Source organism: Thermostichus vulcanus str. 'Rupite' (assembly GCF_022848905.1).
Classification (GTDB): domain Bacteria; phylum Cyanobacteriota; class Cyanobacteriia; order Thermostichales; family Thermostichaceae; genus Thermostichus; species Thermostichus vulcanus_A.
The window spans coordinates 72,642-87,628 of record NZ_JAFIRA010000008.1; the positions used below are offsets into that span (position 1 = coordinate 72,642).

The window sequence follows — 14,987 nt, forward strand, 5'->3', positions numbered from 1 at the left end:
TTTTGTTTTCTTTTGTTGCTAGGACAGGATTCCGACTATGGCAGTTAACTCTGACGAACCCGTCTTTTACCCTGTTTTCACCGTCCGCTGGCTGGCGGTGCATACCTTGGCGATCCCAACGGTTTTCTTCTTGGGTGCCATCGCTGCAATGCAGTTTATTCAACGGTGAACCCAATGGCTGACCAACCCGAAAGAAATCCCAATTCCCAACCGGTTGAACTGAACCGCACTTCCCTGTATTTGGGGCTGCTGTTGGTGTTTGTGGTTGGGCTGTTGTTCTCTAGCTACTTTCTCAATTGAACCCAATTGAGGCTTGAACTGAATCTCGGCCTTGAGCGGGGAAAAAGTGGCGTGCAATTGGTGTCCGCCTCGAGCTCTTTAGGGGATTGACTGTAGCGTACCCAGTCGTACTTAGCTCTAGGTTCTCCCTGTACGTTTCATCTGTGTTGATTTTGTTGTGTTGATTCTGTTTTTTGGAGGGTAATCGGTATGACCAGTCAGGCAAGGATCCCTTTGTGGATAGTGGCGGTAATCGCTGGTTTGGGTGTGATAACAGTGGTTGGGCTTTTCTTCTACGGCTCCTATGTGGGTCTAGGCTCAAGCCTGTGAGGCTAGGGTTTTTGGTCAGATTTTCCGTTTTGCCGTAACTTTACAATCCATTTGGCCTAGCTGATCTCAGTTGGGCCTGCTTTTGCTATTCAAAAATGGGTTCCCTCGCTGTTGCTTCGACGTTTCTCAGGCATGGGATCCCAACTTTAGGTGAGGGAGTCCATTTGGGTTGATTCTGGATCTGTGTTAAGGGAGCATGAACTTTTCTAACGATCCGGGTGATCGCTGCCGAGAGCGCAACTTAAGCCCCGTAGAATGAATCCCAAAATTCCAGGCAGGACCTTCGGACATGGATTACATTCGCACCTTTAACGACGATCCCTGCGAGGGGCATCTTTCTACGCCCATTAGTGATTCTCCCGTTACCCGTCTGTTCATCAACAACCTCCCCATCAACCGCCCTGGACTGTCGCCGCTGTTGCGGGGATTGGAGATTGGTTTGGCCCACGGCTACTTCTTGGTTGGCCCGGAAATTGTGGTTGGCCCGTTACGTGACTACCCTGAGGCCGCCAATTTGGGTGGATTGGTGACCGCCATGGTGATCGTGCTGTTGGGTACCGCCTGTATGTCAGCCTACGGCAGCGTGAGCTTTGGCAACAAACCGGAAACTCCAGGAGCTGAACCTCTGGCCACAGCGCGGGGCTGGGGAGATTTGACAGCAGGATTCTTCTTGGGGGGTATGGGCGGAGTTTTTGCAGCCTACTTCCTGCTGGAGAACTTTGCGGGTATCAACGCCATCTTCCGTGGCTTGGTCAATTAACAGCAATTGACAGAGATGATTTAAGGGTTTGTTGTTCGAATACTCTACAGGAGCACTTTTCATGACTGGTTCTTACGCTGCCGCCTACCTCCCTTGGATTTTCATTCCGATTGTCTGCTGGTTGTTGCCTGCTGTCAGCATGGCGGTTCTCTTTCTCTATGTTGAGCGAGATTAGTCTGGAGTATTTCTATACTCGCTCGCGTCAGTTGATTGTAAAATAAGCCTCATTCCTGAAAGTTGAGCCAGGGATCCCTACATATCTAGGGATCCCTATCTTTTGGGGTTGGTTATGACCAGATTGCTTCTGAACCCTCAGTTGGGAATCTCAATCGTCACATTGGCCAACTGCACATCGTCATAATCCACCCAAGCTCCGCCTGACCTCCCACCTGCGCTACTCCCTACGGGTACAGAGATTTGCAGGGATCCCCCTAGCAGAGGGATACTTATCCGCCCCTGTGGACTGCGGCTGACCATACTGGGTTGAACCACCGTCTTGCCAGTGCGTAGAGTAACTGTGTTCAGTCCGAGGCGCAGGTGGTTGAGAGGCAAGGGGATCCTTAGGTTATCGCCGCCTAAGCGAATTTGAGCCACCTCTACTCCGTTTAGAATCACCTGCATGGGCGACATATCGGCGCTCGGGATCCGCGATTGACCCGCTCGATAGGCTTCGGCAGTATCCAGCCCGATCAAGGATCCAATCCGTAGGATCGGCGGGCGTGGGGGCATGTGCTGTAGCGTGAAAGAACGGGTCAGCTCCACCCCTTTGGCTGGGGCCAAGAATTGTCCGGCAGCGGCAGATTCCGGTGAATATTGGTTGTCTCCAAGCCGAATGACATTGGCCTCCAAGACAAAAGTGGTGTTCGGATCCCAGCGCTCCAACTGCACTTGCAAAGGTTGATCCCCACTGGCCTGGCCGCTGCCGGTACTTTGGGAGTAGGGCAAGTAATTTTCTAAGCGGGCCACCAGAATTTCTTCAGCAGGTACTGCACCCGGCAACCGGAAACGTCCCTGCGCATCCGTTCGCACCGAAATGCCAGCGCCGGGAATGGCGACCTCGACACCGGCCAAGGGTTGTCCCGTCAGCCGATCCACCACCTGACCAGAATAGGCAGAGTCCAATTGCACTTGACCTGTACGAGCATTCGTGGCCACCTGAATGCGCTGCTGCAACACCTGCCAATCGGCTTCTGTGATGCGGCCATCTTGATTGACATCCGCAGCCCGGATCTGGTCGTCCGTCAAGCCCCGTTCGCCGCGCAAATAGGATCCCAACAGGTTCAGATCCTGCACAGTTAAGCGGCCATCCCCATCCAGATCCCCAGCTTGAAAGGGTTGCGCCTGACTGGGAGCAGCCACCATCCACCCCACCGTCAGGGCTCCCAGTAGGGGTAGGGGAAGTGAACGACCTAGAGACAAAACCATAGACATAACCCGTCTCCTAAGTGCGGAGCATGTGGGAACTTGGGGAAGGCGTTGCCTACGTTGTAGCCTAGTTAGACGATACCCGGAAGGGCTGGCAGGGCGGACGTGGGTTACCTTTGAGCGCAATATTGTTCTGCCAACTCTTGCTAACAGCAGGTCATGCCAGGATCCGAAAAGTTGGTGGTAGGATGGCCTTGGTGACTTGCTTCTCTTATGGCTCGATACTCTTGCGTGACCCAACTTGTAGGCTCAGCCGAACAGTTGAGCGAGTCGATCCGCGCCATTCTGGAGCGCTGCCAGCTCAATGTCCTCCACAATAGTCCCGACTACTGGGTGGCCGGTGAGCCACCGGGAAGAAATCCCTACACCAAGTTGGTGACCGTGGAGGTACTGATGGATCGAACCCGCCAGAGTGCGGATGGCTCCATCCAAGTGACTTGCATTGCCAAGAATGAGGAATTACCTCTGAAAAGTGTTAATCATTGTCAGCAAACCTTTGATCAGCTCAAAGCCGAGTTGGCTCAGCTGCAAAGTCAACTTCAGCTTGCTGCTAGGCAAAAAGATACCTTAAGATAGCAAAGCTGAGTTCACCCCAAGCCCATGGCGCGTCGCTGCCAACTGACTGATAAGAAGCGGAACAACGCTTTCTCCATCTCCCACTCTCACCGACGCACCAAGCGCCTGCAAGAGGTTAATTTGCAGTGGAAACGCATCTGGTGGGAAGAAGGTAACCGCTTTGTGCGCCTGCGCCTCTCCACCAAAGCCCTCAAGACCCTGAAAGCCAAGGGTATCGGGGCCATGGCCCGTGAAGCCGGGATCAACTTAAATCAGTTTTAGAAGTGATCCTTCATACTGCGAATGCGAGCTAAGACCCGATCCGGCTCCTGGCTTCCAGCAGCTGCTTGCAAAGCAGGCTGATCCCAACGTAAAAAAGGATTGGTTCGTCGTTCTTCGCCGATGGTGCTGGGTACAGTCGGGGAGCCCACTTGGCGTAGGGTTTCCACCGCCCGGTAGCGAGCTTGCAGGTCAGGGTTGTCTCCATCCACCGTCAGGGCAAATTTGAGATTGTTCAGGGTGTATTCATGGGCACACCACACCCTTGTGGGTTCTGGCAGTTGGCGCAATTGATCCAGGGATCCCAGCATTTGTTGCGGGGTTCCCTCAAACAGCCGCCCACACCCTCCTGCAAACAGGGTATCTCCACAGAATAGATCGCCACTTTCGGGAAAGTAGTAGGCAATGTGGCCACGGGTATGTCCCGGCACAAACAACACCTGGGCCGTGTGGCGGTTGAACTGAACCATTTGCCCCGCCGCCAACTCCACTGTCTGGCCTGGGATCCGCCCCCGATCCACCCCACTGGCATAAACCGCCGCATAGGGGTAGCGGGCCAACAACGGCTGATTACCGCCCACATGGTCGTGATGGTGATGGGTATTAAAAATGGCCACCAAATCGGCCTGTAGCTCCGCCAGTTTTTCGAGTACCGGTTCAGCCACAGCTGGATCCACCACTGCTGCTGTTGCCGTATCGGGATCGTGCAGCAGATACACGTAGTTATCGCGCAGGACGGGCAGTTGTAGAATGCGCATGGCTAATCCTCGAAAATCGCCTGTTCCACATCCCCACGGCTAAGAGAATAGGGAAAAGACAGAGTCTTGGTGTTGCCATCCTGGTAGGTGTAGCGCACCCAAATAGTGGTCTCATCCAGGCGCAGACAGGCCTTCCACTGGGGGCGTTCACAAAACCATTGCTCCACATCCTTGGGATCCCGGATACAGCCTAGATCTTCTAGCCACCGTTCGATGGCGTGGAGGGGGTGATTGTAGAGGGGGGTCGTTGCAGGAGGCAAAGGCATAGCAAGATCGAGATAGATTGAGATCAAGGAGGAGTCATCAAAACAGGCAAACCAGGAATCCCAGTCAAGCACTCTTGATACAAATCCATCAGCCTGCCCCACTCTCCCGCAGCCAAGCCAGGGTACCCGCCAACAGCAAACACATCAAGAAGGTGGATCCCATCAGCAACAGAGCACAGATTTCGCCGCCCGAGAGAGGTCGGGTTTCCATCCGCAGCTCCAGGGAATCCCTCTCGGCTGACCCCGGATTGGAGAGCACTGCCCGCAAACTGGCATCGTAGATGGCTCGCTGTAGGGGGTTGCTGAGGATTAAGTAGGCTTCCTGCAGCTCTTGAAAGCGTCGAATCGCCACCTCTGGAGCTAGGGGAGAAGTATCGGGATGGTAGCGTTTGCTCAGTTGCCGATAGGCCCGCCGAATGGCCTCAGGAGATGCCCCCGGAGACAGGCCCAACCGTTGGTAGTAGGTGAGGGAGGTCAGCGAGTGCATGGAAGCCAATGGATAACGAGACGGCAGTAGCGAAAGAACTCTTCTGACGAACCTAGTTTAGTCCACTCATCCAGTGTAATCATTGGCTTCCATACGGGAGGAATCTATTCTTCCTCATCCTCTGTCTCTGTCTTGGCATCGGGGTAGTAGAAGCCGGTGTTGCGACCAGTCAAAATCGAGCGCCCGATGGTCATTGCCCGTTGTGCCTGTAACGTCGCCTTGTGAGTCCAGGTGGCGTAGCGCTTGCGGCTGCGGGATTTGGAGGTTTTCTTCTTGGGAACAGCCATGACCGTGCATGAGAATACAGCCTTACTAGGCTAGCACTGAGTTTGCGGTGTGTGCCCTGGCCATTTAGCTCAACACCAGATTCTCCCTATTATCTCCTATCTACCCATACAGTCCTCCGTAGCCCTCACCCTGCAGAACTGCCCTTTAAGGGATCCCTTGGTATGGCTTCTAGTGTCTGCAACACTGGAGCAGAAAAATTGGATTAAAGAAACAAATTGATTGTGAAATAATCTTGTCAAATCATCAATTCTTAACATTATAGCTAAGGTATAGCTAAAGCAAAAACGAAGAATCCTATCGATCTACCTCAGATTCAATTTTGGTCATGAGAAACTATAGAGGGAACTTAAAATCTTTGCTGAAACTTCTCAACAGCCACTTGAGGACGATTTTGGTGCTCCCATTTGGTCAGTTCTGGATTTCTTGAATGTTTCGCCCAAAATCCGTCCAGGAAGGAGTCCAATCTACGGAATAAAAAGACCTGGTTCTCATGGGTCTGGTCAGAGGGGATGACCCCGACTGAGCCAGCTTCCCTTTTTTGTGAAGGGATCCCTCATCTGCCCATGTTTTTGCTGTCCCTATCTCTTTTGAGGAGGATTTATGCTGAGCGTGGATGAACGCCAAGACTTGGCCGAGCGCTTCATTGCCCAAGCAATCCTGGCTCCTTCCAGCCACAACACTCAACCCTGGTGGTTTCGGGTGGCGGGTCAAGACATCGATCTGTTTGCCGACCGTACTCGCGCACTGCCTGTGAATGATCCTGAGGATCGCGAGCTGACCCTGAGCTGTGGTTGTGCCTTGATGAACCTGCGCATTGCTGTTGCCAGTCACAACGATGAGTTCAGGGTGGAGTTGTTGCCGGATCCTGAAGATCCCGATTGGTTGGCCCGTTTGACCGTAATCTCTGGGGGTGCAATAGCGGCCTCTGAGGCGGGCTTAGCGGAATGCATCCCCTTGCGACAGACTTACCGCAAGCCGTTCGCCGACAGACCGATTGAGCCTTTTGTGATAGACGCTCTAATCGAGGCAGCCCGTGCCGAAAAAGCCTGGTTGCAACCCCTTATGACTCCAGAGGCCCGTCAAAAGGCCGCAGCCTTGGTGGCCGAGAGTGATGTCCTGCAATGGGGGGATCCCCGGTGGCGACGGGAGCTGGCGGCCTGGATGCATCCGCGGCGGCGAGGAGACGGGCTGGCGGTTTCCAATTGGAGCGGGCCGATTGCTCAGTGGGTAGTGCGCACCCTGGATATGGGCCGCAGCATGGGATCCCAGGACAAAGATCTGGCGGAGTCGGCTCCTCTCTTGGCGCTGTTGGGATCCGGTCAGGAGGATGTACGTGGGTGGCTGGAAGCCGGACAAGGGTTGCAACGGGTGTTGCTCACCGCTCGGCAACTGGGGTTACAAGCTTCTTATCTCAACCAACCACTCCAGGTGCAATCCTTGCGCCCAGAGGTGCAAAAACTGTTGGAAGGCACAGGATCCCCACAGATTCTCCTGCGTCTGGGCTATCCATTGGAAGAGGTACCCCCCTCGCCCCGCCGCCCTGTGGAGAGTGTGATCGTGAACATGTGATCCTGGCGGAAGGCTATTAACCCCATGTTTTTTGCCCTTTTCTTATAGAAGGTTTGCCATGGTCAGAATCCTTGGCTTTGTTCTGCTGGCTCTTGTGCTGTTCGGCCTTGTGGCAGTTTGGTACGGCGGATCCCATTGGCAGGCACAGACACAGGCGCTTCGGTCAGGTCTTAAAACGGCCCCACCCTCCCTGGCTTGCTACGACCCGCAAGAGCTGGAGGGGCTACCGCCGCCTGTGCAGCGCTACTTCCGCGCCGTCCTATCCGAGGGGCAACCGTTGGTTCACTCTGTGTACATCCGTCATACGGGCACCTTTAACCTCAGCGAGAACGGCGACCATTGGCGACCCTTCACCTCCACCCAATGGGTGACGACACAACCTCCTGGATTTTTGTGGGATGCTCAGATACCCATGCTGCCGGGCGTAGTGGCGCGAGTGCATGATGCCTACATTCAGGGAGAAGGGATCCTCCATGCCGCGCTGTTGGGCCTGATCCCGCTGGTGCATCTGCAAGACAGAACTGAGACTGCCGCCGGGGAACTGATGCGCTGGTTTGCAGAAACCGCTTGGTATCCAACGGCTTTGCTGCCTAGTCAGGGGGTGCAGTGGGATCCCGTGGATGACAGCTCCGCCTGGGCCACCATTCGGGATGGCGACTTGAGCTTGAGGTTGCTGTTTCACTTTGACGCTGAGGGGTTGATCCAGACCGTCCGAGCGGAAGCCCGTGGACGCGCTGTGGGGGGAGAGGTGATCCCCACCCCTTGGGAAGGGCGTTGGTCAGCCTACGAGCGGCGGCAGGGTATGCTGGTGCCCACGCAAGGGGAGGTGGCCTGGATTTTGGCCGATGGGGCAAAACCCTACTGGCGGGGTCAGATCACTGAGCTAGCCTACGAATTTAACCAGTAGATCTTCGGGGGCTGGCTGTTTCAAAAGGTGGATTCCTGATTGTATTTCACGAGTATCGAGTCCAATACTCAATCCAAAGGGTAGATAATCGAGAAGACGGTTAAAATAAGTACAATGACAGAAAGGCTGACTCTGAAAGAACACGCAAGCAGAATGAAAAATTGATAATGGCTCCCTTAACACACTAGATGGTTTTCACGCCCTGCTGAGCCTGTCAAAGAAAAACCTATTTAGCAAGGGGAATTTGGGGATCCCTGCCCAAGGAGAGAGCAACACTTGCCTAGCCCTATTTTTTGCCTTAATGATTCTTAACTATTTTATCCAGGCCCATTATCGTCAAACTTCAAGGCGTTTCTCCGTAGGATTGAAGCTGCTGCGGGTGAATTTTTGTAGTTACGCATACATTTTCTTCGGGAATAGAGGGTGCTAGACTTCAATCGCGGGCAAACAGAATGCCTGTTTTTTGATGTTCTATCGCAGATGTAGGGGGGAGACAACTGTGGCGACAACACAAGACTTACCGCTCTGGGTGCAAGATCGTGAAGCCGTGATTCAGCATGATGAGGGTGTGCAATGGCGTGATGGTCAACGGCCAGACTACTCACGAACCAATACTTTTCTCGAACAAGAGCGTCAATGCAATCATGCGGAAGGCTCCTTGAACGCTATTGCCCACAATCTGGTGCGGGTGTTTGAGATGGAAGCCTCCTTCAAAACCAATCCCCAGCAGTGGCTGTCTATCGTCACAGATAAGTTTCGCATGAGCACCAATGGCGGCAAGGCATATACAGCCGAGGACATTGTAGAGCGGGGCACCTACAACCTCTTTTTAGAAGACTCCGATCATTATCGGGCCTCCGAAGAAACCTTTGAGTCCTCCTATAACCTCTTCCATAATGCTTTCCCGGATGGTTTCCACTGGGAACTGGTTGAAGTGGTGGCAGGCCCTCCCAATGTTGTTTTTAAGTGGAGACACTGGGGGACATTCAAGGGGGCTTATAAAGGTTACCAGCCTACTGGAGAAACCATTGAAGTGGTGGGGCTCAGCATCGCCAAAGTCACTGAGGATCTGAAGATTGAATCGGTGGAACACTTCTTTGATACGAATAACATGCTGATGAAACTGACGAGTGGCAAATGCCCCGTTAGCCACTAAAGCGGTGCAACGGTTCTACATTCAAAGTCAACTCAAGACAATACACGATGGGCTGCCCAGAGAAAGGGTGGCCTATTTTTTACACTTCGGAAGATGACACTTGTGATACCTGTCACTGCCCTTAAGCTATTTTGGGGTCAGGCTGTGGAAGGTCACCTTAATTCTGTCCTGTGTTTGGAGAGCTTGGTTATGTGTAACCGGTGGGTTTTGATGTTCGGGATCCCTGTGATCACAGGATTGTGGGGCGGGATCCCTGTGGTAGCTCAGTCGGCCAATCCGACTCTCTGTCAGCAATTTCCACAGGATATCCGCTGTACCCTTTCTGCTCCTAGCCAGAGTGGACAAGCACTGCAACCGACATCCCGACCTCGGATTGCTGTCCTGGATTTTGATTTCAGCAGCCTCAGCAATCCCTACAGCATTCCCAATGCCTCCCGGGGAGTGAGTGATGTCTTGGTGGATCGATTGGTGAAAGATGGAACGTTCTCGGTGATCGAACGGTCGCGGCTAGAAGCCATCTTGGCTGAGCAAAACCTGGGTCTATCTGGGCGATTGGATGCCAACACAGCCGCTCAAGTGGGGCGAATCCTGGGGGTAGATGCCGTGATCATCGGTAGTGTGACGCAGTTTGATGTGTCTGTACGCCGCTCCGGGGGAGGGGCCCCTGTCTTGACTCCGTTTGGGCGGTTCCCGGTGGCGGTGGGGGCTGAGTCGGTGGATGCGGATGCCAATGTGCAGCTGAATGTCCGCTTGGTCAGCACCAGCACTGCGGAAATTTTGACGGTCGTGGAAGGTCGGGGAAACATCAGCCAGTCCGATAGCACCGTAACTGTGGCTGGCTTTGGGGGGGGATCCGCCACCAGCAATGAAGAAAAGCTGTTGGTATTGGCCACTCAACAGGCTGTGGATCAAGTGGCGGGTCAGTTGGTGGCCGCTGCTGGACGTTTGGCTGCTCAACCGCAAGCCTTGCCGACGGTGGATGCCCTAGTGGCAGATGTGTATGGCAACCAGGTGATATTGAATAAGGGCAGCCGTGATGGGTATCGAGTGGGTTTAATTCTCTCGGTGGAGCGGGTGGTGCGGGAAGTCACGGATCCAGCCACAGGGGCAGTGTTGCGTAAATTAACTGAGCCTGCCGGACAGATCCAACTCACAGAAGTGGATGATGGCTCCAGCGTTGGGCGTATTCTCAGCGGAGCAAGCTTCTCGGTAGGGGATGTCGCTAAGCCGATTCAGTAAACTGGCTATGGCTCCACCTAGGCAGACATGAGTTAGTTTCTCTTTGGGCTGCAGGATCCCTCTGCCTAATTCCTGATCCGTCTCAATCTACTCATGCAGGATGACTTCCACATTTTTGTATTTGAGAATGATTTCCCTAACTTGTTTGACTGGATAAGATTTGGCTTGATTGCCTTGCAGCTGAATATTAATAATTTTAATTTCAGCAACCCCATCTTTTGTATAGATGTGTATAGATGTGTATAGATGTGATGGCTACCTCTAATGTGTTCTGCAAACCCAAGTCTTTTCAAAACTTGGCAAAGATCAGCAAAGGGAATGCTTGTGTCAGACGTTCCCAACAGGATCTTTGCCAAGAACTTATCAAACTGAGTCAAGAGATCTTTCCCTCTTCAGTAGCTACTCAATCCCCTCAATCTTGTCCTCGATCTCCTGATATAGCTCCTGCAGCCGCTCAATATTGGCCTGTGAGGTCTCCCAATAGCCGCGACCATTCACCTCCAGCAGGGATCCGACAATACGCCGAAAAGAATGGGGGTTGAGGTTCATCAGCCGTTGGCGCATCGCCTCATCCTTGATGAAGGTCTCGTTGGTTTCCTCGTAAACCCAGTTATCGACAGCCCCAGCGGTGGCGGACCAACCGGAGGTGTTCACCAAGCGCTTTGCGATCTCCCGCACCCCTTCGTACCCATGCTTGAGCATGCCCTCGTACCACTTGGGATTGAGCAGCTTGGTGCGGGCATCCAGTCGGACGGTTTCGCTCAGGGTACGGATCTGGGCGTTGGGGGTGGTAGTATCCGCCATATAGGCCGAGGGAGTTTTGCCATCCTGGCGCAAGCTCTGCACCAACTTGGTCGGATCCGAGTCGAAGTAGTGGCTGACATCCGTCAGGCTGATTTCCGATGAATCCAGGTTTTGGAAGGTGACATCCACCGTCTTGAGGCTGGACTCAAACAGTTGCCGCATCTGCTGGTTGGGTAGGTTGGAACCAAAGGCGAAGGATTTGCGGGTGAGATACATTTCCCGCAGCTCGCTTTCGTCTTCCCAGGAGCTGTTTTCCACGGCCAAATTGACGTTGGAGGAATAGGATCCCGAGGCATTGGAAAAGACGCGGGTGGCGGCTTGGCTTAGGGTCAGGCCCATTTCTTCCGCTTGTTGTAGAGCATGTTTGCGGACAAAGTTTTGCTCTAGAGGCTCAACAGCTTCCGCAGCCAATTTCACGGCGCGGTCAATCAAATCCATCTGATTCACAAATAAATCGCGAAATACACCGGAGCAATTGACCACCACATCGATGCGGGGCCGACCCAGTTCTTCCAGTGGAATCAGCTCCACTTTGTTCACCCGACCGAGGGCATCTGGCTTGGGCCGTACCCCCAGCAAACACAGCACCTGAGCCAAGGACTCACCGTAGGTTTTGATGTTATCCGTGCCCCAGAGCACCACCGAAATGGTTTCGGGATACTTGCCACCGTTGACGCTCATTTCCCGCGCCAGCAGCCGTTCCACCACAATTTCGGCTGACTTAATCGCCGCTGAGGTGGGAATGGACTGGGGATCCAAAGCATGAATGTTTTTCCCAGTGGGCAACACATTGGGATTGCGAATCGGATCCCCACCCGGCCCTGGCACAATGTATTCTCCTTCCAAGGCCCTGAGCAGGGATCCCAGTTCAAAATCTGCCGTCACTTGTTTGAGGCATTCTTCCAAAAACTCGAACAAGGGCTTAAGCAAGTCGGAATCCACATGGGGATATCCGGCCTCTTTCAGGGCAGTCACCCAGGGGGCTTGGCGGCCCATGTTAAAGAAGTTAAGCTTCGAAACTTTGGAGACGCGCCCTTCGGCGTCGGTTTGCTCCTTCACCAGCGCAGCGACCGCTTTTTGGCAGGCTTTGTTGATCTGATCCAGCAGTGCAGTATCTGCCAAATTACCCCGATCCCGACTGCGATACAGGTCATCAATATCGCGTCCCAAACTTTGGGCGATAATGCGCGGTAGACCAAGGATCTCTTCTTCGGGGCGGTCAATGCTGGCGATACTCACCAGGGTGGCAATCGCCTCTTCAGCGGTGGGAGGGGCACCAATAACATGCAGGCCGCAGGGCAAGAGCCGCGACTCAATTTCCATCAACTTGGCGTAGAGCTTGCCAACAACGGTATCCCGTTCTTCCAAACTCAACTCCGCTGCATCCACCTCCGGCAACTCCACATCCTTGTCCAGATTGACCATGCGGGCTTTGTCGCAAATGGTATTGACAATTTGGATCCCGCGTCCTCCTTCCCGCAGGCTTTGGTAGGAGCCGATCAACTCCCGCAATTCCTGCAAACCTTTGTAGAGTCCGGCATTTTCGGCAGGCGGAGTCAGGTAGCTGATGGTACAGGCATAGCCCCGCCGTTTGGCAATCGTCGCCTCACTGGGATTATTGGCGGCATAGTAATAGAGATTGGGAATGGATCCAATCAAATTGTCGGGATAGCACTCCCCGGACATACCAATTTGTTTGCCGGGCATGAACTCCAGGGATCCGTGGGTGCCAAAGTGCAGTACCGCATCCGCCCCCCAGATTTTTTCCAGATAGGTGTAGTAGGCGGCAAAGCCGTGGTGAGGGCTAGCGGACTTAGAAAACAGCAGCCGCATCGGATCCCCTTCATAGCCGAAGGTGGGCTGTACCCCGATGAACACATTACCGAAATGCTTACCGTAAATGAGTAGATTTTGCCCGTCGGTATTCAATTGACCAGGTGCCGGCCCCCAATATTTTTCAATCGCTTTGACATTGGGGGTGAGGCTTTCGTATTCTCGCACAGACAGTTTGGCAGCGATGTTCAACTCAGGGCTGGCATATTGGGCCTGAGCATCGTGCAAGATGGACTCCATCAACGCCTGGGGAGTTTCTGGTAATTCAGATCCCAGATCGTAGCCATTACTGGCCAAAGCCTGCATCACCCGATGGATGGAGGAAAACACATCCAAGTAGGCCGCCGTGCCCACATTGCCTTTATCCGGCGGGAAGCTGAAGACGGTGATGGCAATTTTTTTGTCTAGCTTGGGTTTGCGGCGCAAATTGGCCCATTTGATTGCTCGCGCTGCAATCAACTCAATCCGATCCTGCAGGGCGTGCGCTTTGCCCGTGGCCGCATCCCGTCCTGACAAAATGATCGGGTCAATCGCCCCATCCAGTTCGGGAATGGCAATCTGCAACGCCACCTGCACCGGGTGCAAGCCCAGGTCGCTATCCGCCCATTCTTCGGTGGATTGAAACACCAACGGCAACGCCACCATATAGGGACGATTCAGCCGCTGCAAGGACTCCACCGCCTTGGGATGATCCTGCCGGGCCGGGCCACCCACCAACGCAAAGCCTGTCAAAGACACCACCGCATCCACAATCGGCGCTGTTTTCTCGGCATTCCAGAAGAACTCATTCACCGGCTTGGAAAAATCCAGTCCCCCAGCAAAAATGGGCAGTACCCGCGCCCCCCGCGACTCCAGCTCCTGCACCATCGCCACATAGTGGGCATCATCGCCGGTAACCAAATGGGTTCGCTGCAACACCAGCCCCACACAGGGAGCCAAGGGATCCTTCACCTCCTCCGGCAGATCCTCACGGGCGTTCAACCAGGTCAGATACTCCGGCACAGTGGCGAACATCTGCGGCGCCAGCGGATGCCAGATGCCCATATCCAGAAAGGTGACCGGCTCGGCAAAGGTGACCTGATCTTTCATCCCCGGCAGATAGCGATCCGCCAGCATCAGCAAAAAGTTCTCCAGGTTATCGGTGGATCCCCCCAGCCAATACTGGAAGCTGAGCATAAAATTGCGGGCATCCTGCGCCTTATCAAAGGGCAGATACTTCAGCACCTTGGGCAGGGTCTGCAACAGCTTCAGCATGCCGTCTTGGAAGCTGGATCCCTGTTTTTCTTTGCGCTTGCGCATGAACTGGGCAATCGCGCTCTTAGACTGGCCCAACTGCGCCATGGAGAAGGATCCCATTTTGTTGAGGCGCATCACCTCTGGCATGGACGGGAACACAACCGCAGCATCCAGTCGCTCCCGCACCGGCTCCACCGCCTGTACCACCTTCTGGGCAATATCTTCGATAAAAATCAGGGATCCGATAAAAACATTCGCCGTCTTCAGATCCTGCTTAAACGCCTCATACCCAGCGGGATCCCGTAGCTCCTCGACAAGATAACCCGACATCTCGACAGCTAAACGGGGATGTTGGCTGTTGATACGCTGCACCGCTGCCGTCAGGGCACTCTGATACTGCGGCTCCAACACCACATACACCACCTTCATCAGGGTGCGATCCCGCAGGTCGCTGGGGGCAATGTGACGGGTTGTGGGCTTGACCAGAGTAAACATGCGGTCGCTCTCCGTTGTGCAATGCAAAGGGTGAAACAGGTTAGAGGATGGGCATTTTCCCCTATCGCCTGTCTCTCGTTCTACCAGAGAAACGGCGCTGGCTTCGTCAAGAGCCGTAACAGCCGCAACAATTCGCAACGATCCCTGATGCTCTGCAAGGATAGGAGGGATCCCTAGGTTAGAGGGGCTTTAGGCCTCTTTCGTCAGTATGGGGAGGCTAGGCTTGAGGTAGAAGCTGAACTCCTTACCCAGCCATGACTCTAGCTCGTCAGGCGCTACCCACCCTTCAAGTCCTTGATGACTACTGTGAGGCCTACCGCC

17 protein-coding genes and 1 pseudogene are annotated in these 14,987 nt (G+C 54.0%); 11 read left to right on the forward strand and 7 right to left on the reverse strand.

The window, feature by feature from the left end; all coding sequences use genetic code 11:
* Nucleotides 1–37 precede the first annotated feature (37 nt).
* The 5 genes from psbF (at nucleotide 38) to JX360_RS05250 (ending at nucleotide 1,544) form a co-directional block, all read left to right on the forward strand.
* On the forward strand, nucleotides 38–169 hold the full coding sequence (gene psbF / locus JX360_RS05230; protein ID WP_235278249.1) for a cytochrome b559 subunit beta: 132 nt from the start codon (nucleotides 38–40) through the stop codon (nucleotides 167–169).
* Nucleotides 170–174: 5 nt separating this feature from the next.
* Nucleotides 175–300 (forward strand): photosystem II reaction center protein PsbL, encoded by a 126-nt coding sequence (gene psbL, locus JX360_RS05235; RefSeq protein WP_011433111.1) that lies wholly within the window; start codon nucleotides 175–177, stop codon nucleotides 298–300.
* 189 nt (nucleotides 301–489) lie between these two features.
* Nucleotides 490–609, forward strand: a complete 120-nt coding sequence (locus JX360_RS05240; RefSeq protein ID WP_244349540.1) for a photosystem II reaction center protein J — start codon at nucleotides 490–492, stop codon at nucleotides 607–609.
* 289 nt (nucleotides 610–898) lie between these two features.
* Nucleotides 899–1,369: a photosystem I reaction center protein subunit XI gene (locus JX360_RS05245; RefSeq protein WP_244349541.1), complete on the forward strand. Its 471-nt coding sequence runs from the start codon at nucleotides 899–901 to the stop codon at nucleotides 1,367–1,369.
* A 61-nt stretch (nucleotides 1,370–1,430) separates the two neighbouring features.
* Nucleotides 1,431–1,544, forward strand: a complete 114-nt coding sequence (locus JX360_RS05250; protein ID WP_244349542.1) for a photosystem I reaction center subunit VIII — start codon at nucleotides 1,431–1,433, stop codon at nucleotides 1,542–1,544.
* 137 nt (nucleotides 1,545–1,681) lie between these two features.
* Here JX360_RS05250 and JX360_RS05255 read toward each other — a convergent pair whose 3' ends face one another.
* Nucleotides 1,682–2,800 carry a dockerin type I domain-containing protein gene (locus JX360_RS05255; protein ID WP_244349543.1) on the reverse strand — a complete coding sequence of 373 codons (1,119 nt, stop codon included), beginning with the start codon at nucleotides 2,798–2,800 and terminating at the stop codon, nucleotides 1,682–1,684.
* A 225-nt stretch (nucleotides 2,801–3,025) separates the two neighbouring features.
* Here JX360_RS05255 and JX360_RS05260 point away from each other — a divergent pair, with 225 nt between their 5' ends.
* Together JX360_RS05260 and rpmB are read left to right on the forward strand one after the other, a co-directional pair.
* Nucleotides 3,026–3,370, forward strand: a complete 345-nt coding sequence (locus JX360_RS05260) for a hypothetical protein (protein WP_244349544.1) — start codon at nucleotides 3,026–3,028, stop codon at nucleotides 3,368–3,370.
* A 24-nt stretch (nucleotides 3,371–3,394) separates the two neighbouring features.
* Nucleotides 3,395–3,631 (forward strand): 50S ribosomal protein L28, encoded by a 237-nt coding sequence (gene rpmB, locus JX360_RS05265; protein WP_235278243.1) that lies wholly within the window; start codon nucleotides 3,395–3,397, stop codon nucleotides 3,629–3,631.
* Here rpmB and gloB read toward each other — a convergent pair.
* The 4 genes from gloB to JX360_RS05285 all read right to left on the reverse strand — a co-directional run bounded on the left by gloB (nucleotide 3,628) and on the right by JX360_RS05285 (nucleotide 5,426).
* Nucleotides 3,628–4,386 carry a hydroxyacylglutathione hydrolase gene (gloB, locus tag JX360_RS05270; protein ID WP_244349545.1) on the reverse strand — a complete coding sequence of 253 codons (759 nt, stop codon included), beginning with the start codon at nucleotides 4,384–4,386 and terminating at the stop codon, nucleotides 3,628–3,630. The genes rpmB and gloB overlap by 4 nt on opposite strands.
* 2 nt (nucleotides 4,387–4,388) lie before the next feature.
* Nucleotides 4,389–4,652: a DUF3143 domain-containing protein gene (locus tag JX360_RS05275; RefSeq protein ID WP_244349546.1), complete on the reverse strand. Its 264-nt coding sequence runs from the start codon at nucleotides 4,650–4,652 to the stop codon at nucleotides 4,389–4,391.
* 88 nt (nucleotides 4,653–4,740) lie between these two features.
* Nucleotides 4,741–5,139 carry a J domain-containing protein gene (locus JX360_RS05280; protein WP_244349547.1) on the reverse strand — a complete coding sequence of 133 codons (399 nt, stop codon included), beginning with the start codon at nucleotides 5,137–5,139 and terminating at the stop codon, nucleotides 4,741–4,743.
* A gap of 104 nt (nucleotides 5,140–5,243) precedes the next feature.
* Entirely contained in the window at nucleotides 5,244–5,426 is a 183-nt protein-coding gene (locus tag JX360_RS05285; RefSeq protein WP_244349548.1) for a 50S ribosomal protein L32, read from the reverse strand.
* Nucleotides 5,427–6,027: 601 nt separating this feature from the next.
* On the opposite strand from JX360_RS05285, the gene JX360_RS05290 reads away from it, so the two are divergent.
* From JX360_RS05290 to JX360_RS05305, 4 genes are all read left to right on the forward strand, one after another.
* On the forward strand, nucleotides 6,028–6,996 hold the full coding sequence (locus tag JX360_RS05290) for an Acg family FMN-binding oxidoreductase (RefSeq protein WP_244349549.1): 969 nt from the start codon (nucleotides 6,028–6,030) through the stop codon (nucleotides 6,994–6,996).
* 58 nt (nucleotides 6,997–7,054) lie between these two features.
* Nucleotides 7,055–7,903, forward strand: coding sequence for a DUF6920 family protein (locus JX360_RS05295; RefSeq protein WP_244349550.1), 849 nt, complete (start codon nucleotides 7,055–7,057; stop codon nucleotides 7,901–7,903).
* A gap of 466 nt (nucleotides 7,904–8,369) precedes the next feature.
* Nucleotides 8,370–9,059, forward strand: coding sequence for an ester cyclase (locus tag JX360_RS17700; protein WP_425244363.1), 690 nt, complete (start codon nucleotides 8,370–8,372; stop codon nucleotides 9,057–9,059).
* Nucleotides 9,060–9,248: 189 nt separating this feature from the next.
* The gene (locus JX360_RS05305) at nucleotides 9,249–10,298 is read left to right on the forward strand and encodes a CsgG/HfaB family protein (protein WP_244349552.1); all 1,050 of its coding nucleotides are present in this window, start codon (nucleotides 9,249–9,251) and stop codon (nucleotides 10,296–10,298) included.
* Nucleotides 10,299–10,385: 87 nt separating this feature from the next.
* Here JX360_RS05305 and JX360_RS17845 read toward each other — a convergent pair.
* A pseudogene (locus JX360_RS17845) lies at nucleotides 10,386–10,675 on the reverse strand (type II toxin-antitoxin system HicA family toxin).
* Between the two features lie 22 nt (nucleotides 10,676–10,697).
* Nucleotides 10,698–14,666: a magnesium chelatase subunit H gene (locus tag JX360_RS05310; protein ID WP_244349553.1), complete on the reverse strand. Its 3,969-nt coding sequence runs from the start codon at nucleotides 14,664–14,666 to the stop codon at nucleotides 10,698–10,700.
* Nucleotides 14,667–14,987 lie beyond the last annotated feature (321 nt).